Origin of the sequence: Alkalibacterium olivapovliticus (assembly GCF_003003275.1) — a bacterium.
GTDB lineage: Bacteria > Bacillota > Bacilli > Lactobacillales > Carnobacteriaceae_A > Alkalibacterium > Alkalibacterium olivapovliticum.
Genome location: NZ_PVTO01000026.1, coordinates 17,295 through 37,330, shown reverse-complemented (window position 1 = coordinate 37,330; position 20,036 = coordinate 17,295). Strand labels below are relative to the sequence as shown.

General features: G+C 39.2%; 18 protein-coding genes. 17 read left to right on the top strand and 1 reads right to left on the bottom strand.

Annotated features, from left to right (window positions below; all coding sequences use genetic code 11):
* Positions 1 to 220 precede the first annotated feature (220 nt).
* From CLV38_RS11050 to CLV38_RS11040, 3 genes are read left to right on the top strand one after another with little or no spacing between them, the layout of a single operon-like run.
* Positions 221 to 1,312: an ABC transporter permease gene (locus CLV38_RS11050; protein WP_106195533.1), complete on the top strand. Its 1,092-nt coding sequence runs from the start codon at positions 221 to 223 to the stop codon at positions 1,310 to 1,312.
* A 9-nt stretch (positions 1,313 to 1,321) separates the two neighbouring features.
* Complete coding sequence (locus tag CLV38_RS11045; RefSeq protein WP_106195530.1) at positions 1,322 to 1,990, top strand: ABC transporter ATP-binding protein; 669 nt, start codon at positions 1,322 to 1,324, stop codon at positions 1,988 to 1,990.
* A gap of 20 nt (positions 1,991 to 2,010) precedes the next feature.
* Entirely contained in the window at positions 2,011 to 3,501 is a 1,491-nt protein-coding gene (locus CLV38_RS11040; protein WP_106195527.1) for a phytoene desaturase family protein, read from the top strand.
* A 65-nt stretch (positions 3,502 to 3,566) separates the two neighbouring features.
* Here CLV38_RS11040 and CLV38_RS11035 read toward each other — a convergent pair whose 3' ends face one another.
* Positions 3,567 to 4,379, bottom strand: coding sequence for a Cof-type HAD-IIB family hydrolase (locus CLV38_RS11035; RefSeq protein ID WP_106195524.1), 813 nt, complete (start codon positions 4,377 to 4,379; stop codon positions 3,567 to 3,569).
* Between the two features lie 174 nt (positions 4,380 to 4,553).
* On the opposite strand from CLV38_RS11035, the gene CLV38_RS11030 reads away from it, so the two are divergent.
* The 14 genes from CLV38_RS11030 (at position 4,554) to CLV38_RS10965 (ending at position 20,010) form a co-directional block, all read left to right on the top strand.
* Positions 4,554 to 4,895, top strand: coding sequence for a metal-sulfur cluster assembly factor (locus CLV38_RS11030; RefSeq protein WP_106195521.1), 342 nt, complete (start codon positions 4,554 to 4,556; stop codon positions 4,893 to 4,895).
* Between the two features lie 107 nt (positions 4,896 to 5,002).
* Entirely contained in the window at positions 5,003 to 8,302 is a 3,300-nt protein-coding gene (gene dnaE / locus CLV38_RS11025; protein ID WP_106195518.1) for a DNA polymerase III subunit alpha, read from the top strand.
* 203 nt (positions 8,303 to 8,505) lie between these two features.
* On the top strand, positions 8,506 to 9,468 hold the full coding sequence (gene pfkA, locus CLV38_RS11020) for a 6-phosphofructokinase (RefSeq protein WP_106195515.1): 963 nt from the start codon (positions 8,506 to 8,508) through the stop codon (positions 9,466 to 9,468).
* Positions 9,469 to 9,557: 89 nt separating this feature from the next.
* A complete protein-coding gene (pyk, locus tag CLV38_RS11015) occupies positions 9,558 to 11,315 on the top strand; it encodes a pyruvate kinase (protein ID WP_106195512.1) in 1,758 nt (585 codons plus the stop codon).
* A gap of 146 nt (positions 11,316 to 11,461) precedes the next feature.
* Positions 11,462 to 12,328: a CvfB family protein gene (locus tag CLV38_RS11010; RefSeq protein WP_106195509.1), complete on the top strand. Its 867-nt coding sequence runs from the start codon at positions 11,462 to 11,464 to the stop codon at positions 12,326 to 12,328.
* A 100-nt stretch (positions 12,329 to 12,428) separates the two neighbouring features.
* Positions 12,429 to 12,896 (top strand): ferric iron uptake transcriptional regulator, encoded by a 468-nt coding sequence (gene fur, locus CLV38_RS11005; RefSeq protein ID WP_106195506.1) that lies wholly within the window; start codon positions 12,429 to 12,431, stop codon positions 12,894 to 12,896.
* Positions 12,897 to 12,898: 2 nt separating this feature from the next.
* A complete protein-coding gene (gene xerD, locus CLV38_RS11000) occupies positions 12,899 to 13,798 on the top strand; it encodes a site-specific tyrosine recombinase XerD (RefSeq protein WP_106195503.1) in 900 nt (299 codons plus the stop codon).
* Positions 13,799 to 13,910: 112 nt separating this feature from the next.
* Positions 13,911 to 15,080: a phosphopentomutase gene (deoB, locus tag CLV38_RS10995; RefSeq protein WP_106195498.1), complete on the top strand. Its 1,170-nt coding sequence runs from the start codon at positions 13,911 to 13,913 to the stop codon at positions 15,078 to 15,080.
* A 25-nt stretch (positions 15,081 to 15,105) separates the two neighbouring features.
* Positions 15,106 to 15,927: a purine-nucleoside phosphorylase gene (locus CLV38_RS10990; RefSeq protein WP_106195495.1), complete on the top strand. Its 822-nt coding sequence runs from the start codon at positions 15,106 to 15,108 to the stop codon at positions 15,925 to 15,927.
* A 262-nt stretch (positions 15,928 to 16,189) separates the two neighbouring features.
* A complete protein-coding gene (gene lysA / locus CLV38_RS10985) occupies positions 16,190 to 17,515 on the top strand; it encodes a diaminopimelate decarboxylase (RefSeq protein WP_211295471.1) in 1,326 nt (441 codons plus the stop codon).
* Between the two features lie 27 nt (positions 17,516 to 17,542).
* The gene (locus CLV38_RS10980) at positions 17,543 to 17,911 is read left to right on the top strand and encodes an N-acetyltransferase (RefSeq protein ID WP_106195492.1); all 369 of its coding nucleotides are present in this window, start codon (positions 17,543 to 17,545) and stop codon (positions 17,909 to 17,911) included.
* Positions 17,912 to 17,924: 13 nt separating this feature from the next.
* Complete coding sequence (locus CLV38_RS10975) at positions 17,925 to 18,668, top strand: segregation/condensation protein A (protein ID WP_106195489.1); 744 nt, start codon at positions 17,925 to 17,927, stop codon at positions 18,666 to 18,668.
* Between the two features lie 21 nt (positions 18,669 to 18,689).
* Positions 18,690 to 19,244 carry an SMC-Scp complex subunit ScpB gene (scpB, locus tag CLV38_RS10970; RefSeq protein WP_106195486.1) on the top strand — a complete coding sequence of 185 codons (555 nt, stop codon included), beginning with the start codon at positions 18,690 to 18,692 and terminating at the stop codon, positions 19,242 to 19,244.
* 34 nt (positions 19,245 to 19,278) lie between these two features.
* On the top strand, positions 19,279 to 20,010 hold the full coding sequence (locus tag CLV38_RS10965) for a pseudouridine synthase (protein ID WP_106195483.1): 732 nt from the start codon (positions 19,279 to 19,281) through the stop codon (positions 20,008 to 20,010).
* The last annotated feature ends 26 nt before the right edge of the window (positions 20,011 to 20,036 follow it).

Below are 20,036 nucleotides of genomic sequence, written 5' to 3'. Positions count from 1 at the left end.
GCTTACTTAAGATATTGAACCGCCGTATACGGAACCGTACGTACGGTGGTGTGAGAGGACGATAAATGAATTAATCATTTATCTCCTACTCGATTCATATATTCTTCACTATAAAATAATTGTAGTTATGTACAAACTGCGGTATGATAGAAAGTAATTCGCGTGAGTTTTTCACAATTTACTTCGAATTCAAATTAATTATATAGAAGAGGTAATGGTTATGTTTTTAGCATGGAGAGAAATCAAGTATTCAAAAACGCGGTTTGCACTTATTATTGGTGTAGTTGTTCTAGTGTCTTACCTGGTTTTCTTTTTAACCGGACTTGCTTATGGATTAGCTCAGGAAAATAGAACAAGTGTGGATAAATGGGATGCTACAGGAATCGTATTAGCAGATGAATCTAATCTTAATATAAATATGTCTATGTTTCCTAAAGATCTTATAGATAAGGTAGACGCTCCAGAAACGGCCTCTCTTGGTGTCACGTCGAGCGTTGTTCAGCTGGTCGAAGAGTCTGATGATGATTCTAAAGTTAACGTTACATTTTTTGGGATCGATGAAGATGAGTTTATTTTCCCGGAAGTTATTGAAGGGGAAGCGTTTAATGGGGATAATGAAGTAATAGCAGACATTAGCTTAAAAGAAGAAGAGGGCTACGAATTGAATGATGAATTGTCCTTAGCGGGCATGGATTCAACTGTCACCATTGCAGGGTTTACAGAGAATTCAAAATTCAATGTATCACCTGTTTTATATACAGACCATAGTACCTACCAGCATATACGAGCGAGTGGATTTGGTGAAAGAGAAGATGAAATCATTAGTGCTATTGTCGTACAAAGCGATAATGGGGACTTGAATGGAATCGAACTCGACACTGATGATTTACAGTTATATGGGATAGATGAATTCATTACTAATTTGCCGGGGTATAATGCCCAGGTTCTGACTTTTGGTTTAATGATCGGCTTTCTGGTACTGATTGCCGCTATGATTATTGGAATTTTTATCTATGTCCTGACACTTCAAAAATCTTCAATACTAGGCGTTATGAAAGCTCAAGGTATTTCTTCCAAATATATCGGCAAATCAGTCGTAGGACAGACGTTATTGTTGACCCTGTTTGGTGTATTAACAGGATTGAGTCTGACTTTGATTACAGGCTTGCTTCTACCAAATGAGGTGCCTTATATGAATAATGTTCTGTTCCTGGTTTCTATCACAGCACTATTAATTGCAGTGGCCTTAATGGGTGCATTTTTCTCAGTACGAACAGTCGTTAAAATCGATCCCCTTGAAGCCATAAGTTAGGAGAAGCATATGAAACTGATAGAATTAAAAAATGTCACTAAAGTATTTGATGATGGACGAAAAAAAATAGAAGCACTGAAAGAAACCAATTTTTCTGTAGAAGAAGGAGAATTTGTATCTATTATTGGTCCCAGTGGATCAGGTAAAAGTACATTCCTTACGATTATTGGAGGGTTACAGACTCCTACTGACGGAAAAGTATTTATCAATGACTCTAAATTCAGCGAACTGCAGGAAAAAAAACGTGCGGCTAAGCGATTCGAAGAAATTGGATTTATTTTACAAGCTTCAAATTTAATTCCTTTTTTAACAGTTAAAGATCAGCTACAATTAGTGAATAAGATAAATAAAACAAAATTCAATCAAAAAGAGGTTGAATCTCTTCTTGAGGAGCTCAGCATCAATGACTTGATGGATAAATACCCTAGTGATCTCTCAGGTGGTGAAAGACAACGTGCTGCTATTGCCAGAGCCCTGTATCATGACCCTTCAGTAATACTGGCGGATGAGCCCACTGCCTCCTTGGATACAAATAGGGCTTTCGAAGTGGTTGAAATATTAGGAAGAGAAACAAAAAAGAAAAACAAAGCGACCATAATGGTAACGCATGATGAAAGACTGACAGAGTATTGTGATACTGTTTATGTCATGGAAGACGGCGTATTAAGCAAAAAATAGAGAGAGTAGGCTAAGCGTTTATGAAAAAAACAGTTAGTGTAGTTGGCGCGGGTGTTGCAGGATTAGCTAGTGCCATCCGGTTGCAGAATGCAGGATATGATGTAACAGTATATGAGAAAGAAAAAATGGCTGGGGGGAAAATGAATCAGCTTAAAAAAGATGGCTTTACATTCGATGTAGGTCCGAGCATCGTGATGATGCCTGAGCTTTACAATGAAGTTTTTGAAGTCGCGGGTAGGGATCCTAAGGACTATATCCCAATGCAGAGACTTGATCCTATGTACTCGGCATTTTTTGATGATGAAAGTATCGAAGTATCTTCAGACCTGGTTAAATTGGTTGAACACCTGGAAGGCATAAGTGAAGAGGATGTCGTCGGATTTTTAGCGTATTTGAAAGATATTTACGAACGGTTTATTATAGCTAAAAAATATTTTATCGAGCGCCCGTTCAGAAACTCTTCTGACTTTTACAATCCATTTATACTGAGACAGGCTATGAAACTGAAAACATTTGACAGTGCTAATCATTCGATAGGGAAATTCGTCAAGGATAAACGGCTTCAACAGATCCTCAGCTTTCAGACACTTTATATCGGGATATCACCGCTGAATGGTCCCTCCATTTACTCGATCATTCCCATGATTGAATACTTGTACGGGATCTGGTTCATCAAAGGCGGAATGTACACTATGGCGAGTGCTATGGAAAGACTACTTATTGAATTAGGTGGCAAAATAGTATGTGAAGCAGAAGTAGATGAAATTGTGATTGAAAATAAACAGGCAACAGGGATTAAGTTGAATGGTGAGAAAATCGTTTCTGATTTCGTCATGTGTAATGCTGATTTTCCTTATGCTATGAAAAATCTGATTACAGATGAAAAAGCAAAAGGGAAATATACAGATAAAAAAATCGATAGTATGAAATATTCCTGTTCCTGTTTTGTTATGTATTTAGGAATGGATAGGAAGTATGACAAAGTAAAAAATATGCATAACTTTGTCTTTTCAAAAGATCTGGATGAGAACCTAGAAGATATTTTTGAAGGAAAGTTATTGGATAAAGCTTCTTTCTACCTATATATCGCGTCAAAACTGGATGAAGACTTAGCTCCGGAGGGTAAAGAAGGCATATACATCCTGGTCCCGGTATCTGATTTATCTACGTCTCAGTACGAGTGGAACGAAGAGACGATTCAGTATTACCGTAATCAGGTTCTAAACAAACTGAAAACGATAGAAGGCTTTGAAACAGTTGAAGAAGATATCATATCTGAAAGTTACACAACACCAAAAGATTTTGAAAGTAAATTCAATGCTTATAATGGGGCCACTTTCGGATTAAGGCCAACTTTGACTCAGAGTAACCATTTCAGGCCGCAAGCTAAATCTAAAACAGTCGAAAATCTATACTTTACAGGCAGCAGTACCCATCCGGGCGCGGGTGTACCAATCGTATTGACGTCTGCGAAGATTGCGACAGAAGAACTGATTCTGGACGATAAATAAACAGTGGCGTCCATAAAAAAAGTCATGTAAGGCTAGAAATATCTAGCTTAACATGACTTTTTTTATTACAGTGAAAAATAGGATTCCAGGTAACGAGCAACACCATCTTCATGGTTGGTGGATAGAGTAACGTCATTTGAGATAGCTTTTAAACGGTCGATACCGTTAGACATCACGATCCCCTGACCAGCATACTGAATCATTTCATAGTCATTTTCCTGATCTCCAAATGCCATGATATCTTGACGATCGATGCCATAAAAAGAAGCAATACGTTCAAGACCTAAGGCTTTCTGCACACCTGCCGCCACAACTTCCAGGCAAGGGGTATCTCCGCCCCACATACGGACTTCTACAGCTCCTTTGTACTGATCAATAATTTTTTGCTCAATATAAGGCTGATACTGTCTTGTAGTAGTGAAAACACCAACTGATGTTGGATCTTCGATCAACGTTTCAGCTGTTAACTGCTTGCTGACCTCTATACCATCTGGAAAGAAATCCGGGTAGGGTATATATTCTCCTTCAACGTAAATCGATTTCTGAGATTCTGCAGCAATCAGCTGGACTTCAGGATTAGATCTCAAAGAGAGCATAGATAAAGCGAGGTCTTTACTGAGTGTTTTGTGATAACTGTGAGTCCAGCTGGCATTTGATGGATTGTGACACCATGCACCGTTAAAATTAACGATCGGTGAATCCATTTGCAGCTCTTCATAATAGTAATAACTGTTACGGTAAGGTCTCCCGGTAACAATTGATACAATATGACCGGCACGTCTCAATTTAGTTATAATGTCCTTTGTTTTAGCAGTGATTTTTGAATCGTTGTTTAATGTCGTACCATCTAAATCAAGTGCTATCAGTTTCCTCTTCATTCATACATCCCCTTGTTCTTCATTAATCATCTTTAATCAGTATAGCAAAGCTTATATCAAATGTATATTTTAAATAAAAAGACAATTCAGTTTCGTCATGAAAAGTTTTCTAATACAGTAAAAACAGCTTCAGAATTGTGGTAAAATAGGAAAGAAGAGTAAGGAGGAATGTGTATGAGTAAAGAAACTAAAGTGTGGACTGACGAAGAGATTCAAGACATAAAAAATCGTGTAACGCAGGCAATGGAACTGGTGATTGACCCCGAACTGGGAATAGATATTGTTAATCTGGGATTGGTATATGAAGTGAATGTATTTAATGGTGGTTACTGTGAAATGAAAATTACACTGACAACTATGGGCTGTCCATTAGCAGATGTCATTACCGAAGATATTTTAAATGCAATGAAAACTATTCCTGAAATTACCGAAACGGATGTAAAATTGGTCTGGTACCCCGCATGGGACACTTCAAGAATGAGCAGATATGCAAGAATTGCACTAGGAATCAGATAAGCAAACTCTCAATCAAGCTTGGGGTACTATCCTTCTTAAGCTTATTGAGAGTTTTATTCTGTTTAATTTAAATAAATGGGATGAGTTTAAACGAAAGGTGACATGATATGAGTTATACTCCACTCCAAGTATTCAGTTCCTATACGTTACTTAAAAGCACGCTTTCGATTAAAGCAGTCATCAGACAAGCAAAAGAACTAGGGTACAGTTCATTAGCACTAACTGATAAGAATGTGATGTATGGTGCTGTTGAATTTTATAAAGAAGCGATCAAAAACGATATTAAACCATTGATCGGTTTGACTGTCGATATTGAAGACGAAGAAGCCTCTATTGAGTCACTCGAGCTGGTCCTGCTGGCCAGGAATAACAAGGGGTACCAGTCGCTGATGTCTCTTTCAACAGACATCATGTTAAATAAGAAAAAGATAACATTGAATAGTCTAAGGAAAATCACTAAAGATATTATAGTTGTTCTGCCATTTCATTCTTTAGAGCTACTCGACGCTTTGGTAAATGACACTTCTAGACTAGAAGGTCTGTTTCAGACTGTTGCGGATTGCCTCACTCATTTTTATGTGAGTACCCTATGGAGAAATGAAACGGAACCACAACTAATGCAGCTGAAAAAAACCTTAAATAAACTGGAAATACCGCTGATCGTAAGTGAGCCTATCTCCTTTTTGAATAAAGAAGATGAGCCGGCAGCGGAGGTACTGCAGGCAATTGAAAAACAGGAAACCATATCTGAAGATAGTTTGAATAATCAAAATGATCGGGCTTTCTTGATAGAAGAAAAAGAAGTAGAAGACTTTTATGGATCAAAAAGCTTATTGAACGAAGTCCAGTTAACGCAGTCGATTGTCGATGATAGTCAGTTGAGCTTTGACTGGCATTCGATATTACCGAAATTCGATACACCAGATGGTATGAGCTCAGAAGAGTATCTTGAGAAAACGGCGATTGAGTGGCTGGGAAATAGACTGCCAGAAGCTGATCAGAGATATAGAGCAAGGTTAAACAAAGAACTGAACGTCATTAATAAAATGGGATTTGCCGATTATTTTCTTATCGTATGGGATCTAATGAAATTTGCACACAAAAATCAGATTGTTACAGGATCTGGTAGGGGGTCAGCTGCCGGTTCACTTGTTTCATATGTTTTAAAGATTACAGATGTCGACCCTGTAGAATATGATTTGCTATTTGATCGCTTTTTAAATGAAGAGCGCTATACTATGCCTGATATCGATCTCGATTTTCCGGATAATAAACGCGAACAGATACTGTCTTATGTCTTTAAAAAATATGGCAGTGATCATGTTGCTCAAATAGCTACATTTGGGACATTCGCTGCAAAAATGGCAATAAGAGATACTGGAAGAGTGTACGGATTGACATCCGAAGAGTTGAAACAATGGTCGACAGCTATTCCGTCTCAGCCAGGCATGACTCTAAGAAAAGCGTACAAAGAGTCAGCTTCTTTAAGAAAAATAGTTAATTCAGATGAGCTCAGAAAGAAAATCTTTGCAATCGCAACAAAACTTGAAGGATTGCCCAGACATGTCTCCACCCATGCAGCAGGAGTGGTCATCTCTAAAGACCCATTAATTAATTCTACACCCTTACAGGAGGGCAGTGGAGTAATGCCACTGACTCAATACACGATGGGAGATGTTGAGGCAGTTGGGTTACTAAAAATGGACTTTCTCGGATTGAAAAATCTGACTATTTTATCTGATTGTTTAAAGTATACTCAGAGTCTAAAAGGGTCGATCGAAAATAAATTAGCGCAAATTCCGCTTAACGATCTAGAGACGCTTGAATTATTCAAGGCTGGAGAAACGAATGGGATCTTCCAGTTCGAATCAAGTGGGATTCAACGGGTCTTGAAAAAACTGGAACCTTCATCGTTTGAAGATATAGTCGCAGTGAATGCGTTGTACAGACCAGGACCAATGGAACAAATCGATCATTTTATTGCACGAAAAAAAGGCCTGGAGCCCATTCATTATGTACATGAAGATTTGAAAGATATTCTTGAAGTTACGAATGGGGTTATTGTCTATCAGGAACAGGTAATGAAAGTAGCCTCCAAGATAGCCGGATACACATTATCTGAAGCAGATATCTTGAGGAGAGCCATCTCTAAAAAGATAAAACAAGAGATAGATGCAGGGCGCAATCAATTTGTTGCTGGGGCCAAGCGAAATGGCTATGAAGAAGAAACAGCTCGATTGATATACGATCATATAGAGCGATTTGCAAATTACGGGTTCAACAGATCTCATGCCGTATCCTATTCTAAACTCGCTTTTCAGCTGGCTTACTTCAAAACGCATTATCCTGCAGCTTTCTTTGTCTCATTGATGCGCTCGACTTCCAACAATAAGGATAAGGTCAAGAGATATATACTTGAGGCAAAGCAGCGCTCAATTTCAATATCAAATCCTGATATCAATAAAAGCGAGACAACTTTTTCCGTCCATGGCCAATCTATTATTTTTGGATTAGACAGTATAAAAGGATTGAGGAACGATTTTATCACCCATATTGTTAGTCAGAGAAAGCGGCAGGGATCGTATACAGACCTATTGTCCTTTATCAGTCGAATCGACTCCAGATGGCGAAAAGAACAGACGCTGTTGCCGTTGATCAAAGCTGGCTGTTTTGATCAGCTGGGAGAGACCAGACAGACATTGATTCAATCGCTTGCTTCTATAATCGATAGTATTAACATGAGTAATGGAAACATGGAATTGTTTGAATCGCTCGCACCCAGACTTGAGAAAATGGAGGAGTTCAGTTTCAACGAAAAGTTGAAACAGGAATATGAGGTGACTGGCTTTTATTTGTCAGGGCACCCTACAGAACACTACACTAAAAAGAGTAGTCAGTTTCTGACCGTCTCAAAAACTGGAGAGATCCATGATTTCATCATTCAAGTGGAATCTATAAAAAAAATCCAGACTAAACGCGGAGAACCAATGGCATTCATGGCTATATCCGATTCATCTGGAGAAGCGACAGCCATTTTATTTCCTGACATGTACAGAAAAGTGTCGAAACTTTGTAAAGAAGAGGCTTTACTGGTTGTGACTGGAAAAGCCGAATGGAAGAAAGATGAGCTTAATATAATTGTCAATAAAGTGAGCCCTCTGACTGCTGAATCGGGAAGCAGCCTATCCTTATATATTAGATTCAACGACCTGAGCAGTGAAAAAGAAGTATTAAACAGGGTTTTATCGGTTCTGACCGAGTATAAAGGAGAGACCCCGGTGATCATATATGATGCTGCTGCTAAACGAACAGAGAAACTGAAATCAAAATACAATGTGTCTGCAGATGAAGAATGTGTGATGAAGTTGACAGAATTGCTGGGTCAAAACAATGTAATTGTAAAATAATTACTAAAAATCACATCTATATCTGTATTTTAAAAGACAAGTATGCTTAAAAATGATAAGATAATAGATGGATGTAAATAAATGATGGTTTAAAGTGGAATATCTTGAAGGTGATTACATTCACTGCTAACAAGGTGTTTTACATATTTCAACTGTTAAAACGGTTGGAAATGAAGAAAATTTGCATTGAAGGTGGATTAATGATGAAAAGAATTGGTGTCCTAACTAGTGGAGGAGACGCTCCTGGCATGAATGCGGCCATACGAGCCGTTGTCAGAAAAGCGATTCATGAAGATGTTGAAGTTTACGGAGTGAATTATGGCTTTGCCGGATTGGTAGCGGGTGACATTAGAAAGTTAACGCGTAGAGATGTCGGCGATATGATTCAGCGCGGAGGAACATTCCTATACTCTGCAAGATACCCTCAGTTTGCGACTGAAGAGGGGCAATTAAAAGGAATTGAACAGCTCAAGCGTTTTGGTATCGAAGGGCTGGTTGTTATTGGAGGTGACGGATCTTACCGCGGAGCGTATGCACTGACAAAACGTGGTTTCCCTTGTATAGGTATTCCGGGAACAATCGATAATGATATCCCAGGGACTGATTACACTATCGGTTTTGATACGACTATAAACACAGTCCTGGACGCATTGGACAGAATAAGAGACACTGCGACTTCTCATGTGCGTACTTTTGTTATTGAGGTAATGGGACGAGATGCAGGAGATATTGCACTTTGGACAGGCGTCGCCAGTGGGGCGGAACAAATTATCATACCTGAAAAAGGGTTTGATATCACCAAAGTGGCTGAAAACATTCGTGAGGGTAGAGAAAAAGGCAAGAAACACAGCATCATCATCCTTGCTGAAGGCGTTATGGGCGGGAATGAATTTGCTGAAAAACTTGATGCCATCGATAACTTCCATGTTAGAGTGACCGTTCTTGGGCACGTACAGCGTGGCGGATCACCTACTGCTAGAGATAGAGTTTTAGCTTCAATGTTTGGAGCTAAAGCAGTTGACGTTCTGAAAGAAGGCAAAGGTGGAGTATGTCTGGGTCTCGTTAATGAAAAAATAGTTGTACGCGATATTGTTGAAACACTGGATAACATGACCCATACACCTAATCTTGATTTATATAAACTGAACGAAGAAATTTCTAACTAGCAAGACTTTATTCAGATAAAGAATCAGACTTTAATCATCATTTATAAATAAAAGATAGACCAAATATAAATAATAGGAGAGTATATATAATGAAAAAGACTAAAATAGTTTGTACCATTGGCCCTGCTAGTGAATCATTAGATACATTAGTGAAATTGATTGAAGCTGGAATGAACGTTGCACGTTTGAACTTTTCACACGGAGATCACGAAGAGCACCTAGCTCGCATCGTAAATATTCGCAAAGCTTCTGAACAAACAGGTAAAATGGTTGGAATCATGTTAGATACAAAAGGTCCTGAAATCAGAACCAACAACATGAAGGACGGCAAAATAACCATTACTAAAGGAGATACTGTCAGAGTATCGATGAATGAAGTTGAAGGAACAAACGAACGTTTTTCAGTTACTTATGCTGAATTAATCAATGATGTTACACCTGGTTCAAGTATTTTGCTGGATGATGGACTGATCAACTTATTAGTAACCGATATTGATCGTGACAACGAAGATATTGTTACAACTGCTCAAAATACTGGTATCCTTAAAAACAAAAAAGGTGTAAACGTACCTGGTGTTTCAGTTAACCTTCCTGGTTTAACAGACAAAGATAAATCTGATATTCAGTTTGGCTTAGACAACAATGTGGATTACATTGCTGCGTCATTTGTAAGACGTCCTTCTGATGTACTGGAAATTACTGAAATCCTTGAAAAACAAGATAAAATGCACGTTCAGATCATTCCAAAAATAGAAAACCAAGAAGGTGTCGATAATTTAGAAGAAATCCTGGCGATTTCTGATGGGTTAATGGTAGCTCGTGGAGACCTCGGAGTGGAAATTCCAACTGAGGACGTGCCGATCGTTCAAAAACGTATGATCAGCTTATGTAACAATGCAGGTAAGCCAGTAATTACAGCGACTCAAATGCTGGACTCTATGCAGGCTAATCCACGTCCAACAAGAGCAGAAGCATCAGACGTTGCGAATGCGATTTTCGATGGATCAGACGCAATCATGCTTTCAGGAGAAACAGCAGCTGGAGACTACCCTGTAGAATCTGTTCAGACAATGTACAACATTGCTATGCGTACTGAGGCAGCATTGATTAATCAGGATGCATTTGCACTTAAAGCATATGATCAAAACGACATGACAGAAGCAATAGGTCAGGCCGTCGGTCACACAGCTAAAAACTTGAATATTGCGACTATCGTTGCAGCAACTGAATCTGGACATACTGCACGTATGATTTCTAAATTCAGACCTAAAGCTGATATTCTAGCTGTTACATTCAGCGAAGAAACTGCTAGAGGATTAGCATTACAGTGGGGTGTTCAACCAACTGTTTCAGAAAAACCAACGTCTACTGATGATATGTTCAACCTCGCTACTCAGACAACTGTTGAAAAAGGGTATGCGAAAGAAGGCGATTTGATCCTGATTACTGCAGGTGTTCCAGTTGGAGAAAGAGGAACAACCAACGTTATGAAGATTCAATTAATCGGATCAAAATTGACAAGCGGACAAGGTGTCGGATCTGAATCAGTCATTGGTAAAGCAACTGTTGCGTTTTCAGCTGAAGAAGCAATGGAGAAAGCTATCGAAGGCGGAATCCTGGTTGTTAAGAATACAGACAAAGATTACTTGCCGGCTATTGAAAAATCAGCAGCAATCGTAGTTGAACAAGGCGGATTGACTTCTCACGCAGCCGTTATTGGTATTGCAATGGGCATTCCTGTTATCGTATCAGCAGAAAATGCTACAGAACTGATTGAGCAAGGCGAACTGATTACTGTCGATGCAAGACGTGGAATAATCTACCGCGGAGCTACAACAGCAATCTAATTATAGAGATTAAAAGTACTGTTTAAAAAAATGATGAGATAATGATTGATAGGATTCGGACAACCTTGGTTAATTGACTCAGCTGTCCTCTAAAATTCTGTAAAGTCATTATCTCATTTTTTACTTATACTAAGAAGGAGTTCAAAATGAATACTAATTTAGCAAATGAAATGACTGGGATTGTTATTGATAAAAATGACGACCAGCTATTTGTTCAAAAAAATGGGGTTACCTATAAAGTACTCTCTAATGAAACTGCGGAAATAGGGGATGTCCTCCAGGGATTCGCCTATTCAGATAAAAGTGGTCAGTTAGTTTTTACAACCAAAATACCAACCATTCAACAGAATATTTACGGATGGGGTGAAGTTGTTAAAGTAAACCATAACCTCGGAGTATTTGTTGATATCGATTGGGAAGATAAAGATGTGGTTGTATCCATGGATGATCTTCCGACTGAAGGGCGGTTATGGCCAAAAGAAGGAAACAAGCTGTTTGTCTCCGTTTCTGTTGATGCGAAAGACCGTATCTGGGGAGTGTTAGCTGACGATGAACTGTTCTTTGACGACTATGTTGAAGGAACCAAAGACATGCATAACCATAATGTCACAGGTGTTGTCTTCCATTTAAAAAAGAGTGGAACTTATGCGATAACAGAAGACAAACACATCTTGTTTATTCATCCGAGCGAACGTGAAAAAGAGCCACGTCTGGGCGAAACGGTTACAGGCCGAGTGATTGGCCTTAGAGAAGATGGCGTGTTATATACATCACTTAAACCAAGGGCCCATGAAGTAATGGAAGAAGATTCGCTTATGCTTCTTGAAATGCTGAAACGATCAAGTGATCACAGCATCCCTTTCCATAATAAAACAGATCCTGAAGTCATCAAAACACAATTTGGAATCAGTAAAGGACAGTTTAAACGAGCTGTCGGGCGTTTGATGAAGCAGGGACTAGTTGAGCAGGACGATTTTGGTACTAATTTAATCAACATCCCAGAAGATGACTAGAATTTTAGTTGAGACTTATCTTTGATTATTTTATACTTGGATTATCAAAGTCTATATAATCAGGGAAGCAGATAGTCATTATTATTCGAGGGAGTTCAGTATGAAAAAATTAGACTCTTCATTTAAAATAATTAAACAGAAACTTTATGAAGCCGGCTTTAAATTAACTCCACAAAGGGAGCTGACTGTTGAAGTCCTGCTTGAAAAAGAGAAAGACCATTTAAGTGCTGAAGAAATATATCTATTAGTCAAATCGAAAAACACGGGTATTGGATTAGCGACAGTCTATCGAACGCTTGAAATTCTGACAGAACTGCAGATTATTAATAAGCTGACCTTTCAGGATGGCATTGCCCGCTACGATTTAAATATGAACAGCGAGAAACACCAGCATCATCATTTGCTGTGCCTCAAATGTGGACGAATCGAAGAAGTTAAACAGGATATGCTGTTTGAAATCGAAAAAGAAATTGAACGGGATTATCAGTTTATTGTTAGAGATCATCGTTTGACATTTCATGGCTTATGTCGCAATTGTTCAACTATTCAGCAAACTAGTGAGGGATAAAGATGCTCGATAGCAGGCCACTGGAAGATTACCTGGTATTTTTAAAAATCGAAAAGGGATTGGCTCTGAACACGATAGAAAGTTACAAGAGAGATATCGATCATTATGTCGATTTTCTGACTAAACAGAATATTACGAGCTGGGAGGAGATTGATCGATATATTCTCCTCTCTTTCTTTAGCGATGAAAGGCAATCGGCTAAATCAGACAATACAGTCATCAGACAATTTTCAAGTTTGAGAAAATTTCATCAGTATTTGAAACAGGAAGGCTTTGCTCAGGAAGATCCGATGCTTTTTGTTAAAACACCTAAAAAGGCTGAAACATTACCCAAAATCATTTCGATGGAAGATATCGACCGATTGCTTCAGACACCAGATACCACTAAGCCGTTAGGGATAAGAGACAGGGCTATTTTGGAAGTCCTGTATGCTACCGGGCTTAGAATAACAGAATTGATTGAATTGACTACTGAAGAAATCCACCTGTCAATGAAGCTGATTCAAATTGTGGGTAAAGGGAACAAGGAAAGACTGATTCCCATTGGTGAACTAGGGTGCAAGTGGCTTGACTATTATATGGAGAGCGCTCGGCCTTATCTGATGAGCAAATCAACTAAAGAGACTACAGTGATTTTTCTCAATTCCAGAGGTGCACCTTTATCGCGTCAAGGTGTCTGGAAAAAAATTAGGCAGATCAAGCAGGAAGCGGGCATAAAAGCGCCAATATCACCTCATACGCTCAGGCACTCTTTTGCCACTCATCTCCTTGAAAATGGGGCAGATTTGAGGGTTGTTCAGGAGTTGCTGGGTCATTCTGATGTGTCCACTACTCAGATTTATACTCATATTTCTAAACATCGTTTGAAAGATATTTATGGGAAATACCATCCAAGAGCATAACTAGATGAGTATACGCTAAAATATTTATCATAAAAGAGCTTGAGTACCGAGTATTCTTGCTTTTCTGGAGGACCTGATTTATTCTGAGAGAAAGACTTAAGGAGGAAAAAAGATGTCATTTAAGAAAATACATTTACTGGTTCTCGATTCAGTTGGGATTGGTGAAGCGCCAGATGCAAAAGCATTTAATGATGAAGGGTCTCATACCCTGGGCCATATTGCAGAAAAGGCTGGTTTAAAGCTGCCTAATATGCAGAAAATGGGACTGGGTAACATTGAGTCTATTAAAGGAATCGATTCAGTTAATGAAACGTCCGGTTATTTTACAAAATTAGAAGAAAAATCTGTCGGAAAAGATACAATGACGGGCCACTGGGAACTTATGGGCTTACATATCGATAAACCGTTTCGTGTCTTTCCGGAAGGTTTTCCGGATGATCTGATCAATCAGATTGAAGAACACACTGGACGGAAAATAGTGGGAAACAAACCGGCATCCGGTACTGAAATCATCGATGAGTATGGTGAGCATCAAATGAAAACAGGAGATCTGATTGTCTATACATCAGCTGATCCCGTTCTTCAAATCGCAGCTCACGAAGAGGTTATCCCGTTAAGTGAATTATATGATATCTGTGAATATGTGAGAGAGCTGACTAAAGATGATCCTTATATGATTGGTCGAATCATTGCTCGTCCTTATCTCGGAGAACCGGGTAATTTCACTCGCACAAGCAATCGTCATGACTATGCTTTAGATCCTTTCGGAAAAACAGTTCTTGATTCGCTCAAAGAGGACGGGAAAGATGTCATTGCAGTAGGCAAGATAAATGACATTTTCAATGGTCAGGGACTTACAGAATCAGTGCGTACAAAATCTAATATGGATGGCGTAGATAAGCTGCTGGATGTCATGAAAAAAGATTTCAATGGCTTGAGCTTCACTAACTTAGTCGACTTCGATGCATTATATGGCCACAGACGTGACGTACAGGGCTATAAAGAAGCCCTCGAAGCGTTTGATGCAAGGGTACCTGAACTTATTGAGGGACTTGGAGAAGAAGACCTTTTGATGATCACGGCTGATCACGGTAACGATCCGACTCAACCTGGCACGGATCATACTAGAGAGTTTGTTCCATTATTAGTATTTAGTCCTGGATTAAAAGAAGCTAAAGCTCTTCCTCAAGGATATTTTGCTGATATAAGTGCGACGATAGCTGAAAATTTCGGGGTTCAGAGCACTGGATTCGGAGAAAGTTTTTTAAAGCACATAAAATAAGCGTATAAACTAAGGAGATAATTACATGAATGAAACATACACAATTGCAATTGAAAAAGCAGCAGAATTTTTAAAAGAAAAAGGGATGGAAAAACCTGAAATCGGATTGATACTAGGTTCCGGACTAGGTGAGTTAGCTGATGAAACAACTGATTCTATAGAGGTCCCATATGAAGATATTCCTGGATTCCCTGTTTCAACTGTTGAAGGACATGCAGGTAAGCTAGTATACGGAACCTTAGGTGGCCGAACAGTTTTAGCTATGCAGGGTCGTTTTCACTTCTATGAGGGGTATAGCCTGCAGGAAGTAACGTTTCCTGTCCGAGTCATGAAAGCTTTAGGTGTGACATCACTTGTGGTTACCAACGCTGCAGGTGGGGTAAATGAAAACTTTACACCTGGAGATTTAATGATTATTACTGATCATATCAATATGACGGGTGGGAATCCATTACTTGGGCCTAACAACAACTCGTTTGGTCCGCGCTTTACTGATATGAGCGTTGCTTATGACAAAGGCTACCAATCCATTGTCGAAGACGTTGCAAAAGAGAACGGTATAGCTATTCAAAAAGGGGTATATCTGGGACTGACCGGTCCGACTTACGAAACACCAGCAGAGGTCAGAATGGTCAGAACACTTGGTGGAGATGCTGTTGGGATGTCTACTGTACCTGAAGTCATCGTTGCTCGTCACGCCGGATTAAAAGTGGCAGGTATATCTTGTATCACCAACTACGCGGCAGGGATGCAGGAATCACTTAACCATGACGAAGTTGTTGAAGTGACGACGAGGGTTAGAGATTCGTTTAAAACACTAGTAAAAGAAGTTATTACAAAATTATAATAAACCCTATACTCACTAGGAATAATAATAGTTTATTCCGATTCGGAGGAGTTTCTATGGAAAGTGTAGAAACTTCTCCGTTCTTTTGTTTTATTATCCTCAGAAAAGAATTAATGAATCAAATGAGAAAACCCTTTGTTTTTCTTGTATCATCATCATCAGTTTGATTTTTAATCAAGATGTAGGTATGATATTCATGAGTGAATTTTTGAACGTAAAAAAACAAAATAACGATTAAATTATACTAGAAATGTGGGATAACATGAGTAATTCTTCACTGAAAGAAAGATTGATGGAAAATATGTCGGTTAATGCTTTAAATCATCTGGAAATCAGCAACACCGATACAACCAAACTGGCAGAAAAATATGGAACACCCCTGTATGTATACGATCTATCGCTTATAAAGAAGAGAATCCAGTCATTTAAAGATGCGTTCTCTAAGTATGAGAACAAAACGCAGGTGGCATATGCCAGTAAAGCCTTCTCGTCTCTTGCGCTATACGAAATACTTGCAGATGAAGATGTATCGCTGGACGTCGTATCAGGCGGCGAGCTATTTCTGGCTCTGAAGGCTGGCTTCCCCGCGGAACGTATTCATTTTCACGGTAATAACAAATCCTATCAGGAACTGACCGAAGCTATTGAACATAGCATTGGCTGTATAGTAGTAGATAATTTTACTGAACTGTCTATGCTGGATGAGATTACCCGACAGTTAAGCGCTAAGGTAGATGTTTTGATCAGGGTAACTCCCGGTATCGAAGCTCACACGCATGAATATATCACTACGGGGCAGGAAGATTCTAAATTCGGCTTTAACCTGTCATCAGGGCAAGTAGAGAGAGCCATCGAAACGCTTCAGGAGTCTCCCTATATTAATGTTATCGGGCTGCATGCTCACATTGGCTCTCAGATATTTGAAGTTGAGGGTTATAAAGCTGTCATTGGCAAGTTAATGGAGAAAGCTGATGAATGGAAGTCTATATATGATTTTGACTTGAAAGTCTTGAATGTGGGAGGCGGTTTTGGCATCCGGTATACTCAAGAGGATAAACCTCTGCCACTTGAAGTTTATGCGGAAGCCATCATGACTGCAGTGAAAAAAGAAGCTGATCAGTTTGATTTGACTCTACCAGAAATCTGGATCGAACCAGGTAGAAGCATAGTTGGCGAAGCCGGGACAACACTTTATTCAATCGGAACTGAAAAAGCGATTCCTGATGTCAGAAAATACATTTCAATTGATGGGGGAATGGCAGATAATATTCGTCCGGCGCTCTATCAGGCAAAGTATACTGGTGTATTAGCCAATAAAGTAATAGAAGACCACCTTGAGACTGTTTCAGTAGCAGGAAAAGCCTGTGAAAGTGGCGATATGCTGATATGGGATATAACGTTACCCCAAGCGACTGCTCAAGATATACTGGCTGTTTTCAGTACAGGGGCTTACGGTTATTCAATGGCCAGTAATTACAATAGACTGCCCAGACCTGCAGTTGTTTTCGTGGAAAATGGACACGATTGGCTGGCAATTAAACGTGAGTCTTATCAGGATTTTCTTAATCTTGAGGTCAGCAGCAAATGAACAGTTTGAGAAATAGGAGGGCATACTATGCTCGTTAAATATAAAGCGGACTACCAAAAGATTTCAATGGGATTGCTTTCTTATGTACCTGATTTGAAAGATACCAGTCGGTTGACGAAAGAGATGCAGTGGTATGAACAAGAAGAAAACAGACAGCTTTATCTATGGAAAAGCCAGGAAACTGGAGATTTCGTAGGGGTTGTCGGTGTAGAAGAAGATGACGAGATTATTCTTCTGAGGCATATTGCACTCAATCCTTCATATAGAGAAGAAGGGATGTCTTTCAGTATTCTGACAGCTCTCTCTAATAAGTGTTTGCCAAAGAAAATTGTTGGGACACTTGAAACAGCTTCTCTGGTGACCAAATGGCAAAAAGAATCAGATAAAAGCGAATGAAGTGGGGATAACGATGAATGAGAAATGGAAAGTGAATCTGGAGGTCTTTGAAGGTCCTCTCGATTTACTCTTACATTTGATAAATAAATATGAAATCGATATTTATGATATCCCCATAAAAGATATTACAGACCAGTATCTGAATTATCTTCATGCGATGCAGCTGCTGCGGCTGGACGTAGCTGGGGATTATTTAGTTATGGCTGCTACACTGATGTCTATAAAGAGCCAGCTCCTGCTGCCTAGAAATGATGACTGGGAAGAGGAAGGCGAGGCTTTCGATGTTGAAGAAGACTCTATTGAAAAGTTGCAAGAGCGCCTTCTTGAATACCGTAAAATCAAATATGCTTCATCAAAATTAAGTGAGAGCAGAAGTTCGAGAGAAAATTATTACTCTAAACCTCACGCGGATTTGTCACGTTATCAGCAAGCGATTCCGATGAACGCTGGAGAACTGTCGATCGGTCATCTTATCGGCGCATTTAGTGATATGTTAAAAAGAAAACAGTGGGATGAGCCCCAATCCAATACGATAAATCTTGAAGAAATTACAATCAGCGACAAAATAATATGGCTTGAGCAGACTTTCAAACAGAATAGTAAGAGATTATCATTTAGTCAGTTGTTTACATCACCTTCAAAGAGAGAATTTGTTGTAACCTTTCTTGCTGTACTTGAGATGATCAAGGAGAATAGATTGCTGATCGAACAAACTGAGAGTTTTGGAGAAATTTTTTTAAGTGCTGTAGAGGCTTAACGAAAGGATGTACACTTAGAGATGAATGAATTAGCCGCGTTTGAAGCCCTCCTCTTTGTATCTGGTGAAGAAGGGATTTCTTTGAATGAACTAGCGCAGTTAACTAAATCGACTGCTGACCACACGTTGTTGTGTCTGAAGAAGCTTGAAAATAAATATAATAAAGACGACCACAGCGGCTTGACTTTAATTGAAACTGCTGAGAGTTATCGACTGGTAACGAAGAAAACTGTCTCTTCTATTATTCAAATGTATGCACAGTCTCCACTAAGTAAAAAGTTAAGTAAAGCCTCTATTGAGACACTCGCTGTGATAGCATACAAGCAGCCGATTACACGAATGGAGATCGAAGAAATTAGAGGAGTACAGCTCGCTTCCAGTCTGCAGAAATTAAAACTGCGTAACCTTATTCAGGAAATCGGACGATTGGATGCACCAGGCAAACCTGTTTTGTACGGAACGACAGATTATTTCTTAGATTATTTTGGATTAAATGATTTAACTGAATTACCAGAATTGGAAGTAGAAGAAGAATTAACCAGTCAGAGCTTGTTCGATGAGCCTATGGACTTATGATTCAAATTAGATTGGGATATGGAGGCAAACGTTTATGGAACGTTTACAAAAAGTAATGGCGCACGCGGGTGTAGCTTCAAGACGGGCATCAGAAAAGCTCATTGAAGAAGGCCGCGTCAAAGTAAATGGCACAGTAGTAAAAGAAATGGGGTTGAATGTTAGAAGTTCAGATGTGATTTCAGTAGATAATGTTCCGATCACTCAGGAACAGAAGTATTATTTCCTGTTGAACAAACCAAGAGGGGTCATTTCAAGTTCTGATGATCCAAAGGGAAGGAAGACTGTTGTTGACTTCTTCTCAGGAATTGATCACCGGGTTTATCCTGTCGGACGCCTCGATTACGATACGACAGGCGTCATTTTAGTCACTAATGATGGAGAGTTGACCAATCAGTTGACTCACCCGAGTTATGGAGTAGAAAAAACGTATATTGCAAAAGTCGAAGGACTGATCAACAAAAAGGCAATCAGCCAGCTTGAAAAGGGAGTTGTGATTGACGGCTATAAAACACAGCCTGCTAAAGCCCGTATTATCGATATTAATCCTAAAACTAAAACCAGTCTGGTTGAATTAGTCATTCATGAGGGTAAAAATCATCAAGTGAAAAAAATGCTGAAAGCTGTCGGTTATCCAGTAGAGAAGCTGAATCGTGACAAGTATGCGTTTCTTACGGCAGAAGGTCTTTTATCAGGGGAATGGCGTGAACTCAAACATTATGAAGTCAATAAGTTGAAACAGCTTGTTGATGAGTCATACTCGTCATAGGAATAAGGCGAAATGATTGGAAGTAT

Excerpts from the sequence above, each read along its gene's own strand:
- CLV38_RS11050 (WP_106195533.1), top strand. The coding sequence starts at position 221 with ATGTTTTTAGCATGGAGAGAAATCAAGTATTCAAAAACGCGGTTTGCA.
- CLV38_RS11045 (WP_106195530.1), top strand. The coding sequence starts at position 1,322 with ATGAAACTGATAGAATTAAAAAATGTCACTAAAGTATTTGATGATGGA.
- CLV38_RS11040 (WP_106195527.1), top strand. The coding sequence starts at position 2,011 with ATGAAAAAAACAGTTAGTGTAGTTGGCGCGGGTGTTGCAGGATTAGCT.
- CLV38_RS11035 (WP_106195524.1), bottom strand. The coding sequence starts at position 4,379 with ATGAAGAGGAAACTGATAGCACTTGATTTAGATGGTACGACATTAAAC.
- CLV38_RS11030 (WP_106195521.1), top strand. The coding sequence starts at position 4,554 with ATGAGTAAAGAAACTAAAGTGTGGACTGACGAAGAGATTCAAGACATA.
- dnaE (WP_106195518.1), top strand. The coding sequence starts at position 5,003 with ATGAGTTATACTCCACTCCAAGTATTCAGTTCCTATACGTTACTTAAA.
- pfkA (WP_106195515.1), top strand. The coding sequence starts at position 8,506 with ATGAAAAGAATTGGTGTCCTAACTAGTGGAGGAGACGCTCCTGGCATG.
- pyk (WP_106195512.1), top strand. The coding sequence starts at position 9,558 with ATGAAAAAGACTAAAATAGTTTGTACCATTGGCCCTGCTAGTGAATCA.
- CLV38_RS11010 (WP_106195509.1), top strand. The coding sequence starts at position 11,462 with ATGAATACTAATTTAGCAAATGAAATGACTGGGATTGTTATTGATAAA.
- fur (WP_106195506.1), top strand. The coding sequence starts at position 12,429 with ATGAAAAAATTAGACTCTTCATTTAAAATAATTAAACAGAAACTTTAT.
- xerD (WP_106195503.1), top strand. The coding sequence starts at position 12,899 with ATGCTCGATAGCAGGCCACTGGAAGATTACCTGGTATTTTTAAAAATC.
- deoB (WP_106195498.1), top strand. The coding sequence starts at position 13,911 with ATGTCATTTAAGAAAATACATTTACTGGTTCTCGATTCAGTTGGGATT.
- CLV38_RS10990 (WP_106195495.1), top strand. The coding sequence starts at position 15,106 with ATGAATGAAACATACACAATTGCAATTGAAAAAGCAGCAGAATTTTTA.
- lysA (WP_211295471.1), top strand. The coding sequence starts at position 16,190 with ATGAGTAATTCTTCACTGAAAGAAAGATTGATGGAAAATATGTCGGTT.
- CLV38_RS10980 (WP_106195492.1), top strand. The coding sequence starts at position 17,543 with ATGCTCGTTAAATATAAAGCGGACTACCAAAAGATTTCAATGGGATTG.
- CLV38_RS10975 (WP_106195489.1), top strand. The coding sequence starts at position 17,925 with ATGAATGAGAAATGGAAAGTGAATCTGGAGGTCTTTGAAGGTCCTCTC.
- scpB (WP_106195486.1), top strand. The coding sequence starts at position 18,690 with ATGAATGAATTAGCCGCGTTTGAAGCCCTCCTCTTTGTATCTGGTGAA.
- CLV38_RS10965 (WP_106195483.1), top strand. The coding sequence starts at position 19,279 with ATGGAACGTTTACAAAAAGTAATGGCGCACGCGGGTGTAGCTTCAAGA.